This window comes from Shewanella oneidensis MR-1 (assembly GCF_000146165.2).
Classification (GTDB): domain Bacteria; phylum Pseudomonadota; class Gammaproteobacteria; order Enterobacterales; family Shewanellaceae; genus Shewanella; species Shewanella oneidensis.
Map to the genome: position 1 here is coordinate 2,681,564 of NC_004347.2, position 17,128 is coordinate 2,698,691.

19 protein-coding genes and 2 tRNA genes are annotated in these 17,128 nt (G+C 44.1%); 12 read left to right on the forward strand and 9 right to left on the reverse strand.

Features of this window, described 5'->3' with window-relative positions; all coding sequences use genetic code 11:
• Positions 1 to 90 precede the first annotated feature (90 nt).
• The 9 genes from SO_RS11730 to SO_RS23250 all read left to right on the forward strand — a co-directional run bounded on the left by SO_RS11730 (position 91) and on the right by SO_RS23250 (position 5,637).
• Positions 91 to 252 carry a DUF3309 family protein gene (locus SO_RS11730; RefSeq protein WP_011072505.1) on the forward strand — a complete coding sequence of 54 codons (162 nt, stop codon included), beginning with the start codon at positions 91 to 93 and terminating at the stop codon, positions 250 to 252.
• Positions 253 to 564: 312 nt separating this feature from the next.
• Positions 565 to 906, forward strand: coding sequence for a BON domain-containing protein (locus SO_RS11735; RefSeq protein ID WP_011072506.1), 342 nt, complete (start codon positions 565 to 567; stop codon positions 904 to 906).
• A gap of 98 nt (positions 907 to 1,004) precedes the next feature.
• Entirely contained in the window at positions 1,005 to 1,697 is a 693-nt protein-coding gene (locus tag SO_RS11740) for a Crp/Fnr family transcriptional regulator (RefSeq protein ID WP_011072507.1), read from the forward strand.
• A 125-nt stretch (positions 1,698 to 1,822) separates the two neighbouring features.
• Positions 1,823 to 2,590 (forward strand): Crp/Fnr family transcriptional regulator, encoded by a 768-nt coding sequence (locus SO_RS11745; RefSeq protein ID WP_011072508.1) that lies wholly within the window; start codon positions 1,823 to 1,825, stop codon positions 2,588 to 2,590.
• Between the two features lie 387 nt (positions 2,591 to 2,977).
• A complete protein-coding gene (locus tag SO_RS11750; RefSeq protein WP_011072509.1) occupies positions 2,978 to 3,355 on the forward strand; it encodes a hypothetical protein in 378 nt (125 codons plus the stop codon).
• Between the two features lie 92 nt (positions 3,356 to 3,447).
• The gene (locus SO_RS11755; RefSeq protein WP_011072510.1) at positions 3,448 to 4,284 is read left to right on the forward strand and encodes a BON domain-containing protein; all 837 of its coding nucleotides are present in this window, start codon (positions 3,448 to 3,450) and stop codon (positions 4,282 to 4,284) included.
• Positions 4,285 to 4,463: 179 nt separating this feature from the next.
• A complete protein-coding gene (locus tag SO_RS11760; protein WP_238560483.1) occupies positions 4,464 to 4,820 on the forward strand; it encodes a DUF4398 domain-containing protein in 357 nt (118 codons plus the stop codon).
• A 103-nt stretch (positions 4,821 to 4,923) separates the two neighbouring features.
• Positions 4,924 to 5,271, forward strand: a complete 348-nt coding sequence (locus SO_RS23245) for a hypothetical protein (protein WP_238560484.1) — start codon at positions 4,924 to 4,926, stop codon at positions 5,269 to 5,271.
• A gap of 159 nt (positions 5,272 to 5,430) precedes the next feature.
• The gene (locus tag SO_RS23250) at positions 5,431 to 5,637 is read left to right on the forward strand and encodes an OmpA family protein (protein ID WP_238560596.1); all 207 of its coding nucleotides are present in this window, start codon (positions 5,431 to 5,433) and stop codon (positions 5,635 to 5,637) included.
• Between the two features lie 285 nt (positions 5,638 to 5,922).
• Here the strand turns inward: SO_RS23250 and SO_RS11770 are convergent.
• The 4 genes from SO_RS11770 to dnaQ all read right to left on the reverse strand — a co-directional run bounded on the left by SO_RS11770 (position 5,923) and on the right by dnaQ (position 8,545).
• Positions 5,923 to 5,999, reverse strand: a tRNA-Asp gene (locus SO_RS11770).
• Between the two features lie 57 nt (positions 6,000 to 6,056).
• A tRNA-Asp gene (locus SO_RS11775) sits at positions 6,057 to 6,133 on the reverse strand.
• Positions 6,134 to 6,300: 167 nt separating this feature from the next.
• Entirely contained in the window at positions 6,301 to 7,806 is a 1,506-nt protein-coding gene (locus tag SO_RS11780) for a TIGR03503 family protein (RefSeq protein ID WP_011072511.1), read from the reverse strand.
• A gap of 10 nt (positions 7,807 to 7,816) precedes the next feature.
• On the reverse strand, positions 7,817 to 8,545 hold the full coding sequence (dnaQ, locus tag SO_RS11785) for a DNA polymerase III subunit epsilon (protein WP_011072512.1): 729 nt from the start codon (positions 8,543 to 8,545) through the stop codon (positions 7,817 to 7,819).
• 70 nt (positions 8,546 to 8,615) lie between these two features.
• Between dnaQ and rnhA the strand changes: the two genes are divergently transcribed.
• Positions 8,616 to 9,092 (forward strand): ribonuclease HI, encoded by a 477-nt coding sequence (rnhA, locus tag SO_RS11790; protein WP_011072513.1) that lies wholly within the window; start codon positions 8,616 to 8,618, stop codon positions 9,090 to 9,092.
• A gap of 28 nt (positions 9,093 to 9,120) precedes the next feature.
• On the opposite strand, the gene SO_RS11795 is transcribed toward rnhA, so the two are convergent.
• Positions 9,121 to 10,020: a LysR substrate-binding domain-containing protein gene (locus tag SO_RS11795; RefSeq protein WP_011072514.1), complete on the reverse strand. Its 900-nt coding sequence runs from the start codon at positions 10,018 to 10,020 to the stop codon at positions 9,121 to 9,123.
• Between the two features lie 23 nt (positions 10,021 to 10,043).
• Complete coding sequence (locus SO_RS11800) at positions 10,044 to 10,778, reverse strand: class I SAM-dependent methyltransferase (protein WP_011072515.1); 735 nt, start codon at positions 10,776 to 10,778, stop codon at positions 10,044 to 10,046.
• Positions 10,779 to 10,938: 160 nt separating this feature from the next.
• Here SO_RS11800 and gloB point away from each other — a divergent pair, with 160 nt between their 5' ends.
• Positions 10,939 to 11,742, forward strand: coding sequence for a hydroxyacylglutathione hydrolase (gloB, locus tag SO_RS11805; RefSeq protein WP_011072516.1), 804 nt, complete (start codon positions 10,939 to 10,941; stop codon positions 11,740 to 11,742).
• A gap of 250 nt (positions 11,743 to 11,992) precedes the next feature.
• On the forward strand, positions 11,993 to 13,540 hold the full coding sequence (locus SO_RS11810) for a lytic transglycosylase (RefSeq protein WP_011072517.1): 1,548 nt from the start codon (positions 11,993 to 11,995) through the stop codon (positions 13,538 to 13,540).
• Between the two features lie 367 nt (positions 13,541 to 13,907).
• Here SO_RS11810 and SO_RS11815 read toward each other — a convergent pair whose 3' ends face one another.
• The 3 genes from SO_RS11815 to SO_RS11825 are packed head-to-tail and all read right to left on the reverse strand — an operon-like array spanning position 13,908 to position 16,913.
• Positions 13,908 to 14,555, reverse strand: coding sequence for a BsuPI-related putative proteinase inhibitor (locus SO_RS11815; RefSeq protein WP_011072518.1), 648 nt, complete (start codon positions 14,553 to 14,555; stop codon positions 13,908 to 13,910).
• Between the two features lie 2 nt (positions 14,556 to 14,557).
• On the reverse strand, positions 14,558 to 16,378 hold the full coding sequence (locus SO_RS11820; RefSeq protein WP_011072519.1) for an AsmA family protein: 1,821 nt from the start codon (positions 16,376 to 16,378) through the stop codon (positions 14,558 to 14,560).
• Positions 16,379 to 16,418: 40 nt separating this feature from the next.
• Positions 16,419 to 16,913 (reverse strand): putative 4-hydroxy-4-methyl-2-oxoglutarate aldolase, encoded by a 495-nt coding sequence (locus tag SO_RS11825; RefSeq protein ID WP_011072520.1) that lies wholly within the window; start codon positions 16,911 to 16,913, stop codon positions 16,419 to 16,421.
• Positions 16,914 to 17,128: the final 215 nt, after the last annotated feature.

Genomic DNA, 17,128 nt, shown 5'->3' on the forward strand with positions numbered 1-17,128 from the left:
ACGTGCGCCAGCGTACCGACACACTCAGTGTTGCGGTCCAAACTGGGCATTACCCGTTACAAAAATTGCACCGCATCAGGAGTATTCGCCATGTCTATTATCACTATCTTATTGATTATTTTATTTTTGCTATTTATTGGCCTACTCCCAACCTGGCCACATAGTCGCAACTGGGGCTATCGTCCAGGAGGCGTAATAGGCATAGCACTACTGGTGTTGATTATTTTGCTGTTAACTGGTCGCATCAACTAAGGCTCGGTGACGTTCGTTTTTACAGCGATTTGGCTTAGCGTTCATGCAAGGCAAAGCCCGTGCGATGTCGTTATTCAAGATAAAAGAGGACGACAACGCATTTAAAAAACAATTAAATCCTACCCGAAGGGGTCGTCGAAAGCCTCGGCTCTTACTTTGTTTCATCGAAGGCGCTCGTCATTATAAAGGAATCTCTACACGTCATTCCTAGTTTCACGAGCACAAGCTTGTGCAAAACAACATCTAATCTCGAAACGTCAACATGCCCTAATGATCAATTACTATTTTTGCTTTTTATTAAAGGATAATCAGATGAAAACCATTAAAGTGCTGAGCATATTCCAGCTTACTCTTGGGCTCGTAGTCGTAGCCAGTTGTAGTCCCAGTTACAACAAAGAAGGTACTGGTGAGTATTTCGACGACAGCGTGGTTACGGCTAACGTTAAAGCAGCAATTCTAAGTGAAAAAAGCTTAAGCGTAGCTGAGATTAATGTTGAAACATTCAAAGGCGTGGTTCAGCTAAGCGGCTTTGTCAAATTACGTGAAAATATTAATACTGCAGTCAAATTAACGGCCAAAGTTCCTGGTGTTATTTCAGTCAAAAACGATAAGCAGCTAAATATAGCACTTCGTTGTATTCGAATAAGCAGCTAATTCACACCACTCATTCCGTAGCCCGTTCTGGTATTACGGCTCTTCTTTTTTGCAGCAAGATCTCTTGGTGTTAAATCCCACCAGAGCGAGGAATTGTAATGTCTACAATCATTCAAAACGCCCTAGTTCCACAGGTTGAGAATAAATTGATCGGTCACCTACCTGCCCTAGAACGGGCAGAGTTATTATCGCAGGCGAAATTAGTCCAACTTAATTTTGCCGATTTACTGTGCCTGTCAGGTGAGTCATATCAATACGTTTATTTTCCGTTAACCGCGTTCATTTCATTGATTGCTAAGCTTCCAAAACACCCAGCGTTGGAAATGGGCATAATTGGTTTTGAAGGCATGCTTGGGGCAACCATCTTGCTGAATACACGGCAAGTCCCTTCTGAGGCAATCATCCAAGGTTCAGGTAAAGCTTGGCGTATCCCCATTGCAAGCTTTGAAGACTTACTTACTCGGAGCAACAACTTGAGGCGAATACTGGAAACTTATCTTTACCAATTATTATGCCAATTATCACAAAATGCAGTCTGCGCACATTTTCACTCCGTCGAATCTCGGCTTGCTCGCTGGCTATTAATGAGCCACGACCGCATACAAACAAATGAGCTGTTTCTCACCCATCAATTTTTATCCGAAATGTTGGGGGTCAGACGAAGTAGTATCACTGAGGCTGCGGGTGAATTGCAGACCAGCGGCTGCATTTCATATAACCGAGGATGGATACACATACTCAACAGAGAAGGCCTGCTAGCCCGTTGCTGTAGTTGTTATCATTTAATGTAAACCTAACAGCATCTCTTCCACACAATTCAACAAAAATGCCATTATGTGCGCTATCGTACATAGCTCTGATGTTTTGCACGGTAACCTGCATTCACGACACTCACGCTCAAGGACAACCCTAAGTCATGGATACGCAACAACTGAAAGTAGTGTCACAACAGGTGCAGGAACAAGCGAATTTTCCTCCCGAATTTAACAGATTACTCAACGAGCTACCTGATGAAGTCAAACATCGCATTTTTCCTCATCTAGAGCTAGTTCAATTAGAGCTTGGTGATGTAGTCTGCGAAGCTGGCTCAAAAGTACGGTATGTTTATTTTCCACTGAACTCCATTATTTCACTGCTCTATGTGATGGAAAATGGTGCATCGGCTGAAATTGCAGTCGTCGGTAATGATGGCATGGTCGGTGTCGCATTATTTATGGGCGGAGAAAGCACTACAAGTCGAGCCATAGTACAAAGTGCTGGCGTTGCCTATCGGTTATTTGGCCAAAGGCTCAAAGATGAATTTAACCGCCACGGTGCTCTGCTCCACCTATTGCTTCGTTATAGCCAAATATTGTTGACCCAAATGGCCCAAACAGCAGTATGCAATCGCCACCACAGTATTGAACAACAACTATGTCGTTGGCTGCTGCTCTCCATCGATAGGCTACCTGACGATCGCGTCATGATGACGCAAGAATTAATTGCCAATATGCTTGGCGTGCGCCGTGAAGGTGTCACCGATGCAGCAGGAAAACTCCAACGGATAGGAATAATCAATTACAGTCGTGGCAATATTGAGGTACTAGACCGCAAATTGCTTGAACAAACCTGTTGCGAATGTTACTCGGTCGTTAAACAGGAGTCAGAACGTTTAATGCCACTTAAAAAGTTCACGAAAAAATAGCAAATACCATAGCAACTTCAGTCATAAATACCCTGTATAAACCTTTACCGCCATAAAGCTTAATTTACCGAATCAACATTCAGATGACTGATCATAAGGCTGCCTAAGTCCCACTGAAATAACAGTGGGCAGTCGTCAAAATCCAATACGCAAGGATTACGAGAGTTCTGATACTGTCAACACACATTCAAAGCAAAATAATAGCGATTCACTACTCTTTATTACTCAATAAACGACTTAAAAATAAACCAGTAAAAACTGCTGCTACAGATAAATGCTAAAACCATTGACCGCATGCGCGCTAACGCACAGACGAACAACATTTAACAGGTCATTCTGAATTTACGGTTCATGCATTCCTGCACTGCACCTATAAATGAGGTCAATATGAATTATATGAATAAATTCACTGAACAAAATAAAGCCATCGATAAAGATGCACAACATACTAAAACCAGCAAAAACCATTCTCCAGTCGCGGCAGCTAATAGTCCAGCATCTAAGACGAGCACAACTGATAAATCAAAATCGGAGATTCATTCTAGCCATCAATCAGAAAAACAGCCCAAAGACGCTTTTAATGGTAAATGGAAAGACCATATCCATGCCGCCAAAAGTAATTGGAGTAAAATAAGCGAAACTGAGTTGACTAAATCAAATGGCATTGAAGCCAACTTATGTGAACTGGTGCAAAAGCATTATTTATTGACTCATGAAGAGTCTAGTAAACAAGTAAAGAGTTTTATTACTAAATGTAAATGCTAAACCTTGCGGTTGTTCTGAAAAGCAAGCGTATTTAGCTTAAGCCAGTGTCGCCATTGCAGCACTGGCTCACTTTACTAAAAGGGAACACCATTATGAATTCTTCGTATCGCAACTTTATTTTTACATCTGCCATCTTACTCATTCTTTCAGCACTACAGCCTGTATCGGCCGCTGATACTGCGGCTACGGCAACTAAAGCAATGGATGATGTACGCCAAGAAAGCCAAATTGCGACAAGTTATGCCCTCAGTCCCTATTTGCGCGCCAATGATCTAAAAGTCACGGTGCAAAAAGGCAAAGCAGTGTTGACAGGTAAAGTAGATGAAAAAATTAGCAAAGAACTTGCAGGTGAAATTGCTCTGGGAGTATCAGGCATTAAAGATGTCGATAACAAAATCGTCGTAGATGCCAATTATATACCAAAAGCGAATTCAAATAGTTTTGGCGACAAATTTGATGATACCAATATCACGGCAGCAATTCGTTCAAAACTGCAATGGAATAAAGATGTTGATGATGTAGTAACTGAAGTTATTACTAAATCAGGACGAGTCACCCTAAATGGCATTGCAGAAAACCAGAATGCAAAAAATGTTATTCATCGACTAGCACTCAATACTCGTGGCGTAAAATCTGTCACCAATAATTTAAAAGTTGAGAGCTCTGCGATAAATAAAGAAGAAAAAGAAAAACGGAAAAATGAAACAGAAATTCACAATATCTCAGATAGCTGGATCACCGCAAAAATAAAATCAAGTTTTATGTATTCAAACAATATTAATGGTTCTGACATTGATGTTAGCACCAACAATGGCGTTGTGATACTAACTGGTAAAGTTAACAGCGGAATTGAACAATCACTAGCAGTCGAAACTGCACAAAATATCCGTGGTGTTAAAAGTGTGATATCAAAATCATTAACATTCTAGCCAATATCTACACCCAAAAAATAAGGCTATTCACTGACATGGTGAATGGTGGAATAACTGGCGATAGACCACATTCGTAATGTTTGTATCTTGTAAAGGAGTTACAAATGAACATCCCCAAATATCATCAATGACAAGCGCTTCAACCGGTCTACTTCGAGCCAAGCACTTCTTGTGGTGTGGGCCAACGTTATTGCCGCAGCGCTGACCGGCTGCAGTTCTTCACCTTTACTAAGACGGCAGAGATGGAGCGTGCAGAACGTACCATCGACCGCGTAGAACAAGCAAGAGCTGGTCAATATGCATCAAATGAACTATCACAAGCCAAACAAAAACTGCAAGCAGCAAACAGTGCCTTGTTAGAAAAAGATACTGTCAGCGCCGACCGTTATGCCATAGAGGCAACGCTTGACGCAGAGCTTGCCCAGGCGCGCGCAAAGCTGGCACAAGCCAACAGCGTCAATGATGAAATGAAGAATAATATCAGTATTCTGCAACAAGAAATGTTGCGTCGTACAAAAGGAATTCAGCAATGAAAATACCTAGAGCTTCGTCGGTTTTATCCTTCTGTTTTAGCCGTCAATCTCTGTCATACTGCCTACTGCTCACACAGTTGCAGCCTGTAGCAGTGCGCCTAAAATGGCTGACGGCATTAGCGATATTCGTGCAAAACGGAACACACTGCAAGCAAACCATGCGTTGGCAATCCTTGCACCTGAAGCAATCAGTCAGGCAGAGGAAGCCGTACTTACCGCTGAGCAACCAGTGAAAAACGAACAACTATCGCGACATCTTGTCTTAGTTGCCGACCGAAAAGTCAACATAGCCTTAGTCCAAGCGAAGAGTCATTTTGCGGAGGAGCAACAAAAGGTTCTCGCAAAAACCAGGGCTGATGTACGACTCGATGCACGTCTAGCCCGTGCTGATGCCGCAGATGCTCGCCAGGAAATCGATGCACAGGCATTGCTTGCGCATCAATGCCTGTGAATCAGAACGCAGTTAGGTTGTAACCTTGGGCGATATCTTACTCGACACTGGTAAAGCAGATTTGAAATCATCTAATAGCCAACATTTAATGAACCTAGCTATCTTTCTGGGTAAATACCCCGTGGCGCCATCATTGAAGGATATACCGATAACGTCGGTATAGCGGTATACAATCTTGGCTTATCAGAGCGAAGGGCTGCTAGTGTTAGCTATTTTTTGCAGGGACAAGGCATTCAATCCAATCGACTTATTAGTCTAGGTAAAGGTGAAAGCGACCCAGTTGCGAATAATAAATCCGCGAGTGGCCGCCAGCAAAACCGTCGAGTTGAAGTGATAATTACTGATAAAATGCTGACACAACGATAAAACCTGCCAGAGAATTGTTAGCCTAACATCAGGATTAATTAAAGTAACCGCTTGATGCGTGGTTAACGATGGCAAAAACACAGACACTATGAATTGTGTCTCTAACATAGTAAAAGGAGAAATAGCTTGGCCCAGCGGTTGACCTATCAAACATTAAAAACTGACCCTCGGTTAAAAGTGAGCAGTGGTCACGAAATGGTCGCAGTCACGAATAGAGGAATGGGATTGTAAACGGAGAAAAACAAAAAGCCCATGCTATTTAATAGCATGGGGCTTTTTGAATGTTGGCGGAGCGGACGGGACTCGAACCCGCGACCCCCGGCGTGACAGGCCGGTATTCTAACCAACTGAACTACCGCTCCAAACTTTTTATTATACCGCTGCAACAGCACTATAATTTTAACTTTCAACAACTTGACTGGCGGAGCGGACGGGACTCGAACCCGCGACCCCCGGCGTGACAGGCCGGTATTCTAACCAACTGAACTACCGCTCCACTCAAGTTGCGGTGAATAATACGGTTGAGTGTTCGAAGCGTCAACCGTTTTTTTCACTCCATTGTATCGTTTAGTTAAAATTTAGCCAAAATGCACTAAACCCTATGATAAATGAACGAAATATCAGCAAGTTTCATCTCAACGTTGCCAGCTTGCATCACTCTACTTATCTACGATTATCGGACTCATCAGGCATAGTTAGATCAATTTCATCGAGTGATGGCGCCTCTGCTTTATTCTGCTCAGCGTCATCCATTATGCGCTGCTCTGCGGCGGCTAAGGCTTGAGCCAAACTTTGACGTTTACGCCAAACAATCAGTCCCACGATCCCTAACAGTAGCAACACGGCGTTGACGGTAATGATCCAGAAAATCGCATCCTGTTTTGCGAGCGCCTCTTCTTCTGCAGCCTTTTGCGCAGCTACTGCCGCTAATTCTTCCTCGCTTGGTGGTGGCTCGGGTGGTTGCACTAAGTTAAAGAAGAGTTCAGGCAAATCGAGCACAATTTCACGTCCCGATACTGTCGTTGTTGCGACAGAACCCTTAATGCGGTAACTGCCAAATTCAGTCACAGGCGGCAAATCCAATTCAACATCACTTTGGCTAAGCCCATGAAGAACAAGGGGTAGTTGCAAACCTGCTGGCCCAACTAACTCGAATGAAAAATGGGTTTCAGCCAGTTGTAATACACTGCTATCTGCATGAAGCATGATTTTCCATTGACCCGTTAAAGGGTCTTCAGGGGTTATCACCTCTGCATTCACTGGCCGTGGGGATAAAGTAAAAGGAAATGAAACTTGTCTTTCAAACACGTTATTACGTGCGAGCACCACAAAGTCATACTCACCCCATGGCTGCTTAAGATTGATATCGCTGGTAAACATGCCATCATCGGGTCTTTCATCAAACTTTTCGCCATTATCTTTGTAGGATCCAACGATAATGTCACCTGCGGCAAAGTTTTCATCACCCGCACGATGTTTACTCACAAAATGTGTTGTCCACTCAACTAAATAGTCCATTCCGGGCATACGAACCCGCTCTGCATCCCCCATTAATTGGGCGACAACTTTTATCTCCTCGCCTTGAAATAACGGTTGCGGTAGATGCTGAACTTCAATCTCAAGCTTGGAAACACGTTTGATTTGCGAACCCGATACGATTTTACCCACCAATTGCCAAGGCCCAGGCTGAGGTGACTCAATATAAATAATATCCCCGGTCATACCATCGACCCATTTGACGGTTTCTGGATGACGATTGGCGTACCACTTACTGCCATCGGGCAAAACAATGACCACAGGCGCTGAACCGTATTCCCGTTGGATCAGTAGCGTCATGCTGCTGACCATATGATCCACCCGAAAACGGTTCTTAAGTTCAGAGGCAGTATCAACGGGCACCACTTTACCCGCCGAAGGTTTGGGAGATTTTACCTGAGCATCTACGCTTGGTTTCACGTCACCTTGGTTATCAGCAGCAGTTGGTTTAGCCTCATTTGCTTTCCCGTCACTCGGCGGCACCTCTTTAGCCTTAGTCGCTAGATTGGTGGGCGGCTCTGCGGGCTTAACTACTGCGGGTTCAGTATCGGCCGCAGTCAGTGGCATGCTCAGCCAAAGGCTGCTGAGCACTAACGTGGTATTCAGTAGGGATTTTCGCAGCGACATCGTCATAGGCTATAAATTATCCTCTCCAGAGGCATTTTCCTGATTTTGCGACTAAATCAAGGCGCTTTTCATGCATAACGAGTTCATCGGCCGATGCGCAGATCACTTTAAGATTAAGTGATGTGGGATCAAAGCGTTGAATGCCGCCCCCCTCTTGACCGACTTCTTCGTTAGAGAGATTAAACTTAGTCTGCCCACCCGTCATCGATAAATAGACATCGGCAAGGATTTCGGCGTCGAGTAATGCGCCATGGTAATGGCGACGAGAGTTGTCGATGCCATAACGTTTACAGAGTGCGTCTAAGTTGTTCTTTTGTCCGGGGTGCAAAAACTTAGCAATGTCGAGGGAGTCTAAAATCTCACAAATGTCGCGAGTCTTTGGCCCTAAGGGCTGCAGTAAGGAAAACTCATGGTCCATAAAGCTCACGTCGAAGTTTGCGTTATGGGCCACAATTTCGGCGCCACTGATAAAATCGATAAACTCTTGGGCGATTTGATGGAATCTTGGCTCATTCGCAACACGTTCATCGGTGATCCCATGAACCGCGATCGCTTCTGGATCAATCGCTTGGCCGGGATTTATATACTGGTGATAATAACGGCCCGTTAAACGGCGGTTGATGACCTCAACACAACCTATCTCAATAATTCTGTGCCCTAAATACACCGCACCACTGCCTTGGTTCATACCCGTGGTTTCAGTATCTAAAATAACCTGACGGCTTGCGTTTGAGATAATATTCATACTTTTATGCGCTTCTTATGACATTTTTTGGTTATACTCGGCCGATATTTACGCCTTTGGTAACCATTTGATGACTGAACTAAAACTAATCCACATCTTCACCGATGGCTCTTGCTTAGGCAATCCTGGCCCCGGTGGCTATGGCATTGTAATGAATTATAAGGGCCATACAAAGGAGATGTCCGATGGTTTTTCCCTGACGACCAATAATCGTATGGAATTATTAGCCCCAATCGTTGCACTTGAGGCCCTAAAAGAACCTTGTAAAATCATCCTCACCAGCGATAGCCAATATATGCGCCAAGGGATCATGACTTGGATCCACGGCTGGAAGAAAAAAGGTTGGATGACCTCTAATCGTACACCAGTGAAAAATGTCGATCTTTGGAAACGTTTAGACAAAGCCGCCCAACTCCACCAAATTGATTGGCGCTGGGTAAAAGGCCATGCCGGACACGCTGAAAACGAACGTTGTGATCAACTTGCTCGCGCAGCGGCTGAAGCAAATCCGACGCAAATAGATACTGGCTATCAGGCGGAGTCTTAACACTCAACTCACGCCTGAGAGTCATTCATCATTCCCGCGATAAATGGAAAAAATTACTGCAAAACTGCACAAAGGCCAGCCCTAATGAGGTCGCTTGGCGACTTTTGTGGGTGATGCGGTAAAACTGCCGCTCTAGCACTAACCCTTCAATAGTGACTAGAGCCAGCTCTTTGCGACTAATCTCTTTTTCCAGTGCTAGCTCTGAAAGTACCCCCAAACCAGCACCTTGTTTTACCGCCAATTTAATTGCATCAGGTGTAGTAAAACAAAACTTAGACTCGGGTTGCATGCCCAGTTCATTGGCTGCATTGACAAAATATTCCCGCGTACCCGACCCTTCTTCCCGCAGCACCCAAGATTGACCTTTTACGGCAAAAGATTTAACCGTTTGCCCTGCCAGTGGATGGGCGGGGTGACAAAACACCAATAATCGATCCTTGTGCCATGGCTCGATATGAAGACGGTTATCTGTACAATGCCCTTCAATAAATCCCATTTCGGCACGAAATTGCGCAACCGATTGGATCACATCTTGGGTATTAGTGATCGCCACCTCTACATGGGTTTGGGTATGTTGCTGGCAAAATGCCACTGCCGCCTTTGCCAGTAAATAGTTACCAATCGTCGAACTTGCGCTCACACTTAACTGCCCGACTAAGTCACCGCCTTGGGGGGTAAAGGCTTGCTCAATTTGTTCGACGCGATGTAAAAGATCCGCAGCCAGCGGCAACAAGAGGTTGCCCTGCGAATTAAGCTGCAAACGATTGCCAATTCTTTCAAACAGGCGGGCGTTGAGCTGCTTTTCTAATTCCGCCAATGCCATCGATGTTGCAGGGGGGGATAGGTTGACTTGCTCTGCAGCTTTAGCCACTTGACCACTGCGTGCGACGGCTTCAAAAACAGCAAGTTGCCTTAAGGTAATTCGCATAACGGACTCATTAATGGGTAATGTTATTTTGTAGGTTCAGATAAATGCCCCGTGCGTCCAGCAGTTGGCGCGGTGGCCCAATTAGGTTGTCGAACCTTACGTTTGTCGCGGATTGGTGTTAATGGGGACTCTAATTTACGTGCCACAATCAAATACAAACTACCCGCACTGGGGAGCCATGAAGCTAAGGTGTGCTGCAAAAAACGGCCACTATTCAATTCGCCTATCAGTGGGTGGTAAATCAAACGCTCATCACTCACCACTTGATATCCGAGTAGCCCTAACCAATCTCGCACCCGAGATGGCATAAAAAAACGCCCACACCAGGGCAGATCATCTTGATATTTTGGCCATAATTTCCCAAGGAACACAGGGCTCAAGGGGTTAAAGCCAACAATAAACAGGTAACCTCCCGCAATCAACACTCGGTCAATTTCACGCAGTATCCTGTAAGGATCGGCCTCAAATTCCAACAATAGGCTCATAACCACAGCATCAATCACCCCATTTTGTAAGGGCAAATGGCAGAAATCCCCCATTAACGAAGCATTAGGAGCTGAACATAAAGAAAAATGATGGGCAACAGGTGACGCCATACTTGAAATCTCAGCACTTAGGGGGCCGAACTTCAACAAATGATAACCAAAAACCCTTGGCCACCAATCGGCGAGTTTATCGGCAACAGCTTGCTGGAGTGCACAGCCATTGGGCAAATCTTCCCATTGCTCAGGTTTGCGCACAGTACTGTTATACGACACAAGTCTCCTCCCGTCCCGTTATCTTATTACTTTTACCGAGTTAAGATCTTCATTGAGCATTCGTCATTAGGTGTCTTAAAAATCACAATAGTCGCCAACGGGTATCCACCTGTGGATAATAACCTTATCTTTAAATCAAAATACAGCGATTGGCGGTACTATGCTCACTATAACAGCGATTAATGCCTTTAATGACAATTATATCTGGGTGTTGCAACAAGACACTCAGCAAGCCGTTTATGTGGTTGATCCCGGTGATGTTAACGTTGTACTCGATTACTTAAACGCACATCAATTGACGCTTGCTGGAATTTTGATCACGCACCACCATAGGGATCACACTGGCGGTATTGCCGCACTTGTGGCTTATGTTGAACAAACAACAGGCCACACCTTAGCAGTTTATGGTCCACAAAGTGAAGCTATTCAAGGTGTTAACATTGCCATTGAGCCACAAATCACACAAATACTCCACTTACCCTTCCTCAATAGTCCTGTGCAGGTACTGTCTGTGCCTGGCCATACGGCGGGGCATATAGCGTATCTGGTTGATGGTGCACTATTTTGTGGTGATACACTTTTTAGTGGAGGATGCGGCCGGCTATTTGAGGGAACACCTGCACAAATGTGCCACTCGTTACGCTTGCTCGCGGCTCTGCCTGCCGAGACTAGAGTGTACTGTGCCCACGAATATACTCTCGCGAATCTTAAATTTGCCCAAGCGGCCGACCCAAGCAATGCCAAACTCAAGGCTTATAATGAACAAGCAACAGCCCTTCGTGCCCAAGGAAAAGCCACCATCCCCTCCACAATAGGATTGGAGCGATCAATTAATCCCTTCCTTCGGGGGCTGACGCCAACCATAGTGGACAGTATAAAACAGCAGTTTTGTGATCAAGATCTGAGTAACGTAGATGAACTCACTTATTTTACCCTACTTAGGCAGTGGAAAGATATTTTTTAGAAGAAAACGATCAATTCGTGACTGAAATTTATACAGATTTTTCCAGTATTGATCACGTAAATCAAAATTCCCCCTACTTGATGTACGATATTTTAGGGACAAGATCGAAAAGATCCCATAGAATGGCTCGTTTTTGCGTGAATACTTTGCGCTCTGTGTTGCCACTATTTACATAATAATCAATTTATTAGCTAATTTAGATTATACGAAAGTGCGTTGGCAATGCACTAACAGAGGACTATCGTTTTCCATGAGAGTATCACTTTATGTTGTAGTAGGGGGATTTGCCCTACTCACGGGTTGCCAGACGTTAGACAACCATCAGGTGACCAAACCTGAAGCACAAACCGTCACGACCGAAAATACCGTCCCACAGTATTATCTCGCAACCGAACCTGAATCGGCGCAAGTGACTGATGTGTGGGAGCGAATTCGTCAAGGAATGCAGCTACCTGTTCCTGACAAAAAACTCGTTAACTATTATCGCGATTGGTACATTAACAACCCTAAACACCTCGAAGTGATTTCTGAGCGTGCGGCGCCTTACATGTATTTGATCGTCGAAGAGCTTGAGAAACGGCATTTACCGATCGAGATAGCTCTGCTACCGATTATTGAAAGTGCCTTCGATCCGAGCGCCTCATCAGCCAGTGCTGCATCTGGTCTTTGGCAATTTACCACGCCCATGGCGAGTCATTTTGGTTTAGAAATGAACTGGTGGTACGACGGTCGTCGCGATGTACCCGCATCTACCACAGCCGCCTTGGATATGCTCGAATATTTGTACAATAAAACCAATAATAATTGGCTTTATGCGATTGCAGCTTATAATACGGGTGAGTCAAAGGTACTCAATGCGATTAAACGCAATGAAGATAAAGGCCTTAAAACTGATTTCTGGTCACTCGATCTCCCTAAAGAAACGAAACGCTATGTGCCACAGTTATTAGCCCTAGCTGAAGTGATCAAACATGCCGATGAATATGGCATCACTTTGGCACCGATCAATAACAGCCCTTCTATCGAAGTTGTTGATATTGATAGTCAAATTGACTTAGCTATGGCAGCAGGTCTCGCCAATATGACCACCACTGAGCTAGCAAAGCTCAACCCTGGTTATAACCGTTGGGCAACCTCACCATTGGGACCGCACACATTAGTTTTACCCATTGATAAATCAGAAGAGTTTAAAAAAGCACTCGCAGAAACCGAAAGCGAAGCTCGAGTAAGCTGGCTTAGATACACCATAAAATCCGGTGACAGTATCGGTTCAATTGCCCAAAAACATCATACAACAGTGAATGCGATCCGCGCTGCTAATGGTATGAAAAGCAACAATATCGTTGCTGGAAGACACCTCATTATCCCAGTCTCCGCTGACGATAAGCAGCTCTATGCTCTGTCAACCAGTCAAAAATTACCTAAAAAAGCTGCAGGTGCAACCTCGGGTAATAAGCTGACCTATCAAGTGAAATCTGGTGATTCTCTGTGGCAAATTGCCCAAGCTCATAATGTGAGCGTCAAACAGTTAACTGCTTGGAACCATTTAAGCAAAGACAGCAAATTGCAAACGGGTCAAAAACTGACCATTGTTGCACCACAGGAAAAACTCGATAGCGAGCATATCCGTACCGTTAGCTACAAAGTGAAGTCTGGTGATTCACTTGCTCAAATTGCTAGCAAATTTAAGGTGACCGTGGCTGAACTCCTAGAATGGAACAGCTTAACGCCCTCACAATACATTCTACCCGGCCAAGTATTAAAGTTGGTTGTGGATGAAAGCAATCTAAATGCTTAAGTTTGATTGCCTGATGCTCAAACGTGAAACGTTTTTCACCAGCGATAAATTGGCTTTATTATCTCGTTAGTCATAACCGTAGTATCAAAAAGGCAGCAACTAAAGGTTGCTGCCTTTTTGTTAACTCAGCTTTTGTTTTATCTTTAGGTAACCTCAAATCGGCACAGATACCGAAACGAATTGACGCGTCAGTTACAAGCCTGTTGCAAGTCAACTTAACACAGAAAATTACAATCAACTGTTTTATATAGTTTTATTATCATATACTAAGCTATATATTGTCACGCGCCACTATAACGCTAAACAGACTCATGAATGACACAGCTATTCTACACTCATTTAGCCCCTCACGTTTTAGCGCCGTCAGTTATTCGAGTTTTAACAAAAGTACGATTGGCGCCATCACGGGCAATCCGCTCTGTATTGCTATTCCAGAAAATTGCGCCTCTAGGTACGCGCCCTCCATTGGAATACCCGCTAAAGCTTTTGGCGGAATAGCAAACGCTACAACAAGACTTTCTCCAGAGGCTAATTGTGTATCCCGCAGTGCTTGGGTAAACATCATATCGTCAGACCAAGCCCAAAGACGCTGACCTTGTTCTGTAGTAAGCACTAAATCCGCCGTCATCCCCGAGTGATAACGCAGCGAAATTGCATGAGGCGCTGGATTATGGATCACCAACTTGGCGTTGACGGCTTGCTTAAAGTCCACAAACGATTCGAGGGTAAGCTCACCCTTTAATTGACTCTTCGAATCATTCGTTGAGACTTTTTCAACCTTCAAGCTTGGTTTCTCCTTTATCCCCTTGAGTTTAGTGGCCAAATCTGCCGAATAAATAACTTCGGGGTGTTTCGCTACGTCAGCGCCAATATCGGCAGCGTTATTACTTGGTTGCGCCTCCATAGCAAAACAGCCCAATAGCTGCCCAGCCAATAGTACTAAACCTACATGCCCCCACATTCGTGACAGTGTCGATATTGGCTTGGCTAATGTCAGAGCAAGTAAGTTCGCCATTCCTAAAAGCCGCCCAGCTTTTTGAGTAACGAATCCTTTAATTTTTCCTTCGCCTTATCAGTCTCTTCCTTCAACTGATTGTTCAACAACGCTTGTGTATCCAAGGCATATTCAGGCTTTTGGAAAGTACCTGTTATGGCGAGGGGAATGTCAATTCCCGCAAGGGCATCTTTGCCACTGCCCCCCTGCCCTTTAAGGGAATTCACTAAACTGGTGGTTAAACGATAATCCAAGGTTTCCGTCAATAGATTTGCACTGCCCTTACCAGCTAGCCTGATCAAAGGTGATGACATGGCTAGATCTGGATTTGCCGCAACGCCATGTTCAAGGGAGAAGTTACCTGTCAGACTTGAGAAGTCAGTTTTACGCTCCTCTTGGGTTTCAGCTGACATATCCCCCTTTAATTTTGCCTGAGCACTACGGATCATTTGCGGAATATTTACGCCGTAAAGGGCGCCATCGGTAATCTCAAAACGGCCATTGGCGAGGAGATTTTTCTTTAATTGTTCAGGAATTAAACTCTTACCTTTTCCTTTAACACTAAAATTTGCCGTCCCAGCCAAGATTTCAAGCTCAGCAGCATCTTTTAGCAAAGGTTGGATTTGTACAGCTGAAATTTGCTTATCGAATTGATAACTAGCTACTTTTGAGCGAGCATCTACCTGAGCATTGAGCATCAACTTACCTTGATAGAGATCCGCTGTGAGCTGCTTAAGATCAACCACACCGTTTTTAATGCCTAAATCCATCAACCAGTTTTGCGTAGACAAATTCGCGACTTTGATGGATTTAACCGCCAATGTTAACCTCGCATCCAAACCATTAAGCGCCGTTAAATCGGGTTCAATGGCTTGGGATGAAGTAGATGCAATGGGTTGTTTTTCTGCCGTATCGGATTTTGGCAGCAAGGCATCAAGATCAATATCGCCCAGTTGTAGATTCGCATTAATTTGTGGCACTTTACCCGCGTAATGAACGGCCAGCTTACCCGTTGCACTGATATCTTCCACCGCAAACTTATTAATATCCGCCGATAACTGTTTCTTATCTAACGCGATTTGACTATTAACACTCACCTCTGCTGTCAATTTTTTATGGGGAATGGCGTCACCTTCTACTTGCGTTGCAATATCCAGTTTTTCAATCACCAACTGATTAAAATCATGACTTAATTTAATTTGACCTTCGCCTTTACTGCTCAGTGTCATATCGGGCAAAGATGCGGTCAACTCATAGGCAATTGGTGCAAATTTATCGAGTGAAAACGCCCCCAAAGTAAACTGCTTTAAGGTAACAGTTTGAGTTTGCCCCTTGGCTTCATCAATTAAATTGATTTGCGTATTGGTAATAGAAACCCCACCCACATCAATACTGGCCAGTTTAGCCTGTGAGAGACTTGGCTCAGATGGTGTCGATGATTTGTCAGCCGTGCTACCCGTTAACCCATCGAAGCTTGAGCTACCGTTTTTACGCGTGACCAAATTGATTTTTGCACCATCAAGACTTAGCTGAACGATTTCAATTTGCTTACTAAAGAGTGGCATAAGTTCAACTTCAGCGACCGCTTTATGGACTTCAAGCATCGACTTAGGCGTAAATCCCTCAGGATTAGATAGGGAAACCCCACCTAAATTAATCCCTACCGTTGGAAAAAATGTCCATGACAAGTCTTCAGTTATCACTAACTCACGCCCAGTTTGTTTTTTAACGGCGTTGACAACTTCAGGTTTAAAATCATTAGGGTCAAAAAAAACGGTGAGATATAAGGTGACAGCAACAACGAAGGTCACCAGAATTACTAGAAGCCACTTAATGAATGTCATGGGAACATCCTTATCGATAACATATTGAATTTTTTTAAATTTAGTTTAAAAAAGCGAAGTTTAAAGATTCCTCACTGATCGCAATGCCATTCTCGTCAACATAAACCATCATACCGGGTTTAACAGTCACACAGCCAAGCTCAATAGGCACATTGATTTGTCCCTGATCTAACTTTTCAGTCTTCATCGGCATCGCACCTAAAGCATAAACCCCTAAATTAAAGCTACTTAGTCTAGCGGCATCACGAACATAACCATTAATAATCACACCTTGCCATCCATTATCCATAGCGCTTTGGGCGATTAAATCTCCAAGTAGAGCACGACGAGATGATCCCCCACCATCGACTATAAGTACTTTTCCATGACCAGGCTGGGCTAATACTTCTTTCACTTTGGAGTTATCTTCAAAACATTTGACTGTAACAACTTCGCCCCAAAACAACCGTTTACCACCAAAAGCGCGAAATGCTAGCGGCAACAGGGTCAGTTTTGATGGATAGTGATCAAACAAATCAGGTAATAGATCAAGCATTTGGATCTCCACTTAGTGAAAAGTTTAGACTACTCATTATTGTAGACGTCGACAAGTATTATGAGAAAGCCATCTTTTTACTTAGTTTTAGCACTTTAATACTTGGTCGGCATTGGCATTGACATTATAATCTGCGATAGTTAAGCGCCTATGACACCCTTTACCTTTGTCGGGTAAAAGATTCATTTTCTAGCTTCTCAACTTCTCGTAATTAA

What these genes read in the sequence shown, in the direction of transcription:
- SO_RS11810 (WP_011072517.1), top strand. Translation starts at nt 11,993, where the DNA reads ATGAGAGTATCACTTTATGTTGTAGTAGGGGGATTTGCCCTACTCACG.
- SO_RS11740 (WP_011072507.1), top strand. Translation starts at nt 1,005, where the DNA reads ATGTCTACAATCATTCAAAACGCCCTAGTTCCACAGGTTGAGAATAAA.
- SO_RS11745 (WP_011072508.1), top strand. Translation starts at nt 1,823, where the DNA reads ATGGATACGCAACAACTGAAAGTAGTGTCACAACAGGTGCAGGAACAA.
- SO_RS11815 (WP_011072518.1), bottom strand. Translation starts at nt 14,555, where the DNA reads ATGGCGAACTTACTTGCTCTGACATTAGCCAAGCCAATATCGACACTG.
- SO_RS11825 (WP_011072520.1), bottom strand. Translation starts at nt 16,913, where the DNA reads ATGCTTGATCTATTACCTGATTTGTTTGATCACTATCCATCAAAACTG.
- dnaQ (WP_011072512.1), bottom strand. Translation starts at nt 8,545, where the DNA reads ATGAATATTATCTCAAACGCAAGCCGTCAGGTTATTTTAGATACTGAA.
- SO_RS11820 (WP_011072519.1), bottom strand. Translation starts at nt 16,378, where the DNA reads ATGACATTCATTAAGTGGCTTCTAGTAATTCTGGTGACCTTCGTTGTT.
- SO_RS11735 (WP_011072506.1), top strand. Translation starts at nt 565, where the DNA reads ATGAAAACCATTAAAGTGCTGAGCATATTCCAGCTTACTCTTGGGCTC.
- SO_RS11780 (WP_011072511.1), bottom strand. Translation starts at nt 7,806, where the DNA reads ATGACGATGTCGCTGCGAAAATCCCTACTGAATACCACGTTAGTGCTC.
- SO_RS11730 (WP_011072505.1), top strand. Translation starts at nt 91, where the DNA reads ATGTCTATTATCACTATCTTATTGATTATTTTATTTTTGCTATTTATT.
- gloB (WP_011072516.1), top strand. Translation starts at nt 10,939, where the DNA reads ATGCTCACTATAACAGCGATTAATGCCTTTAATGACAATTATATCTGG.
- SO_RS11795 (WP_011072514.1), bottom strand. Translation starts at nt 10,020, where the DNA reads ATGCGAATTACCTTAAGGCAACTTGCTGTTTTTGAAGCCGTCGCACGC.
- SO_RS11750 (WP_011072509.1), top strand. Translation starts at nt 2,978, where the DNA reads ATGAATTATATGAATAAATTCACTGAACAAAATAAAGCCATCGATAAA.
- SO_RS23245 (WP_238560484.1), top strand. Translation starts at nt 4,924, where the DNA reads ATGGCTGACGGCATTAGCGATATTCGTGCAAAACGGAACACACTGCAA.
- rnhA (WP_011072513.1), top strand. Translation starts at nt 8,616, where the DNA reads ATGACTGAACTAAAACTAATCCACATCTTCACCGATGGCTCTTGCTTA.
- SO_RS11755 (WP_011072510.1), top strand. Translation starts at nt 3,448, where the DNA reads ATGAATTCTTCGTATCGCAACTTTATTTTTACATCTGCCATCTTACTC.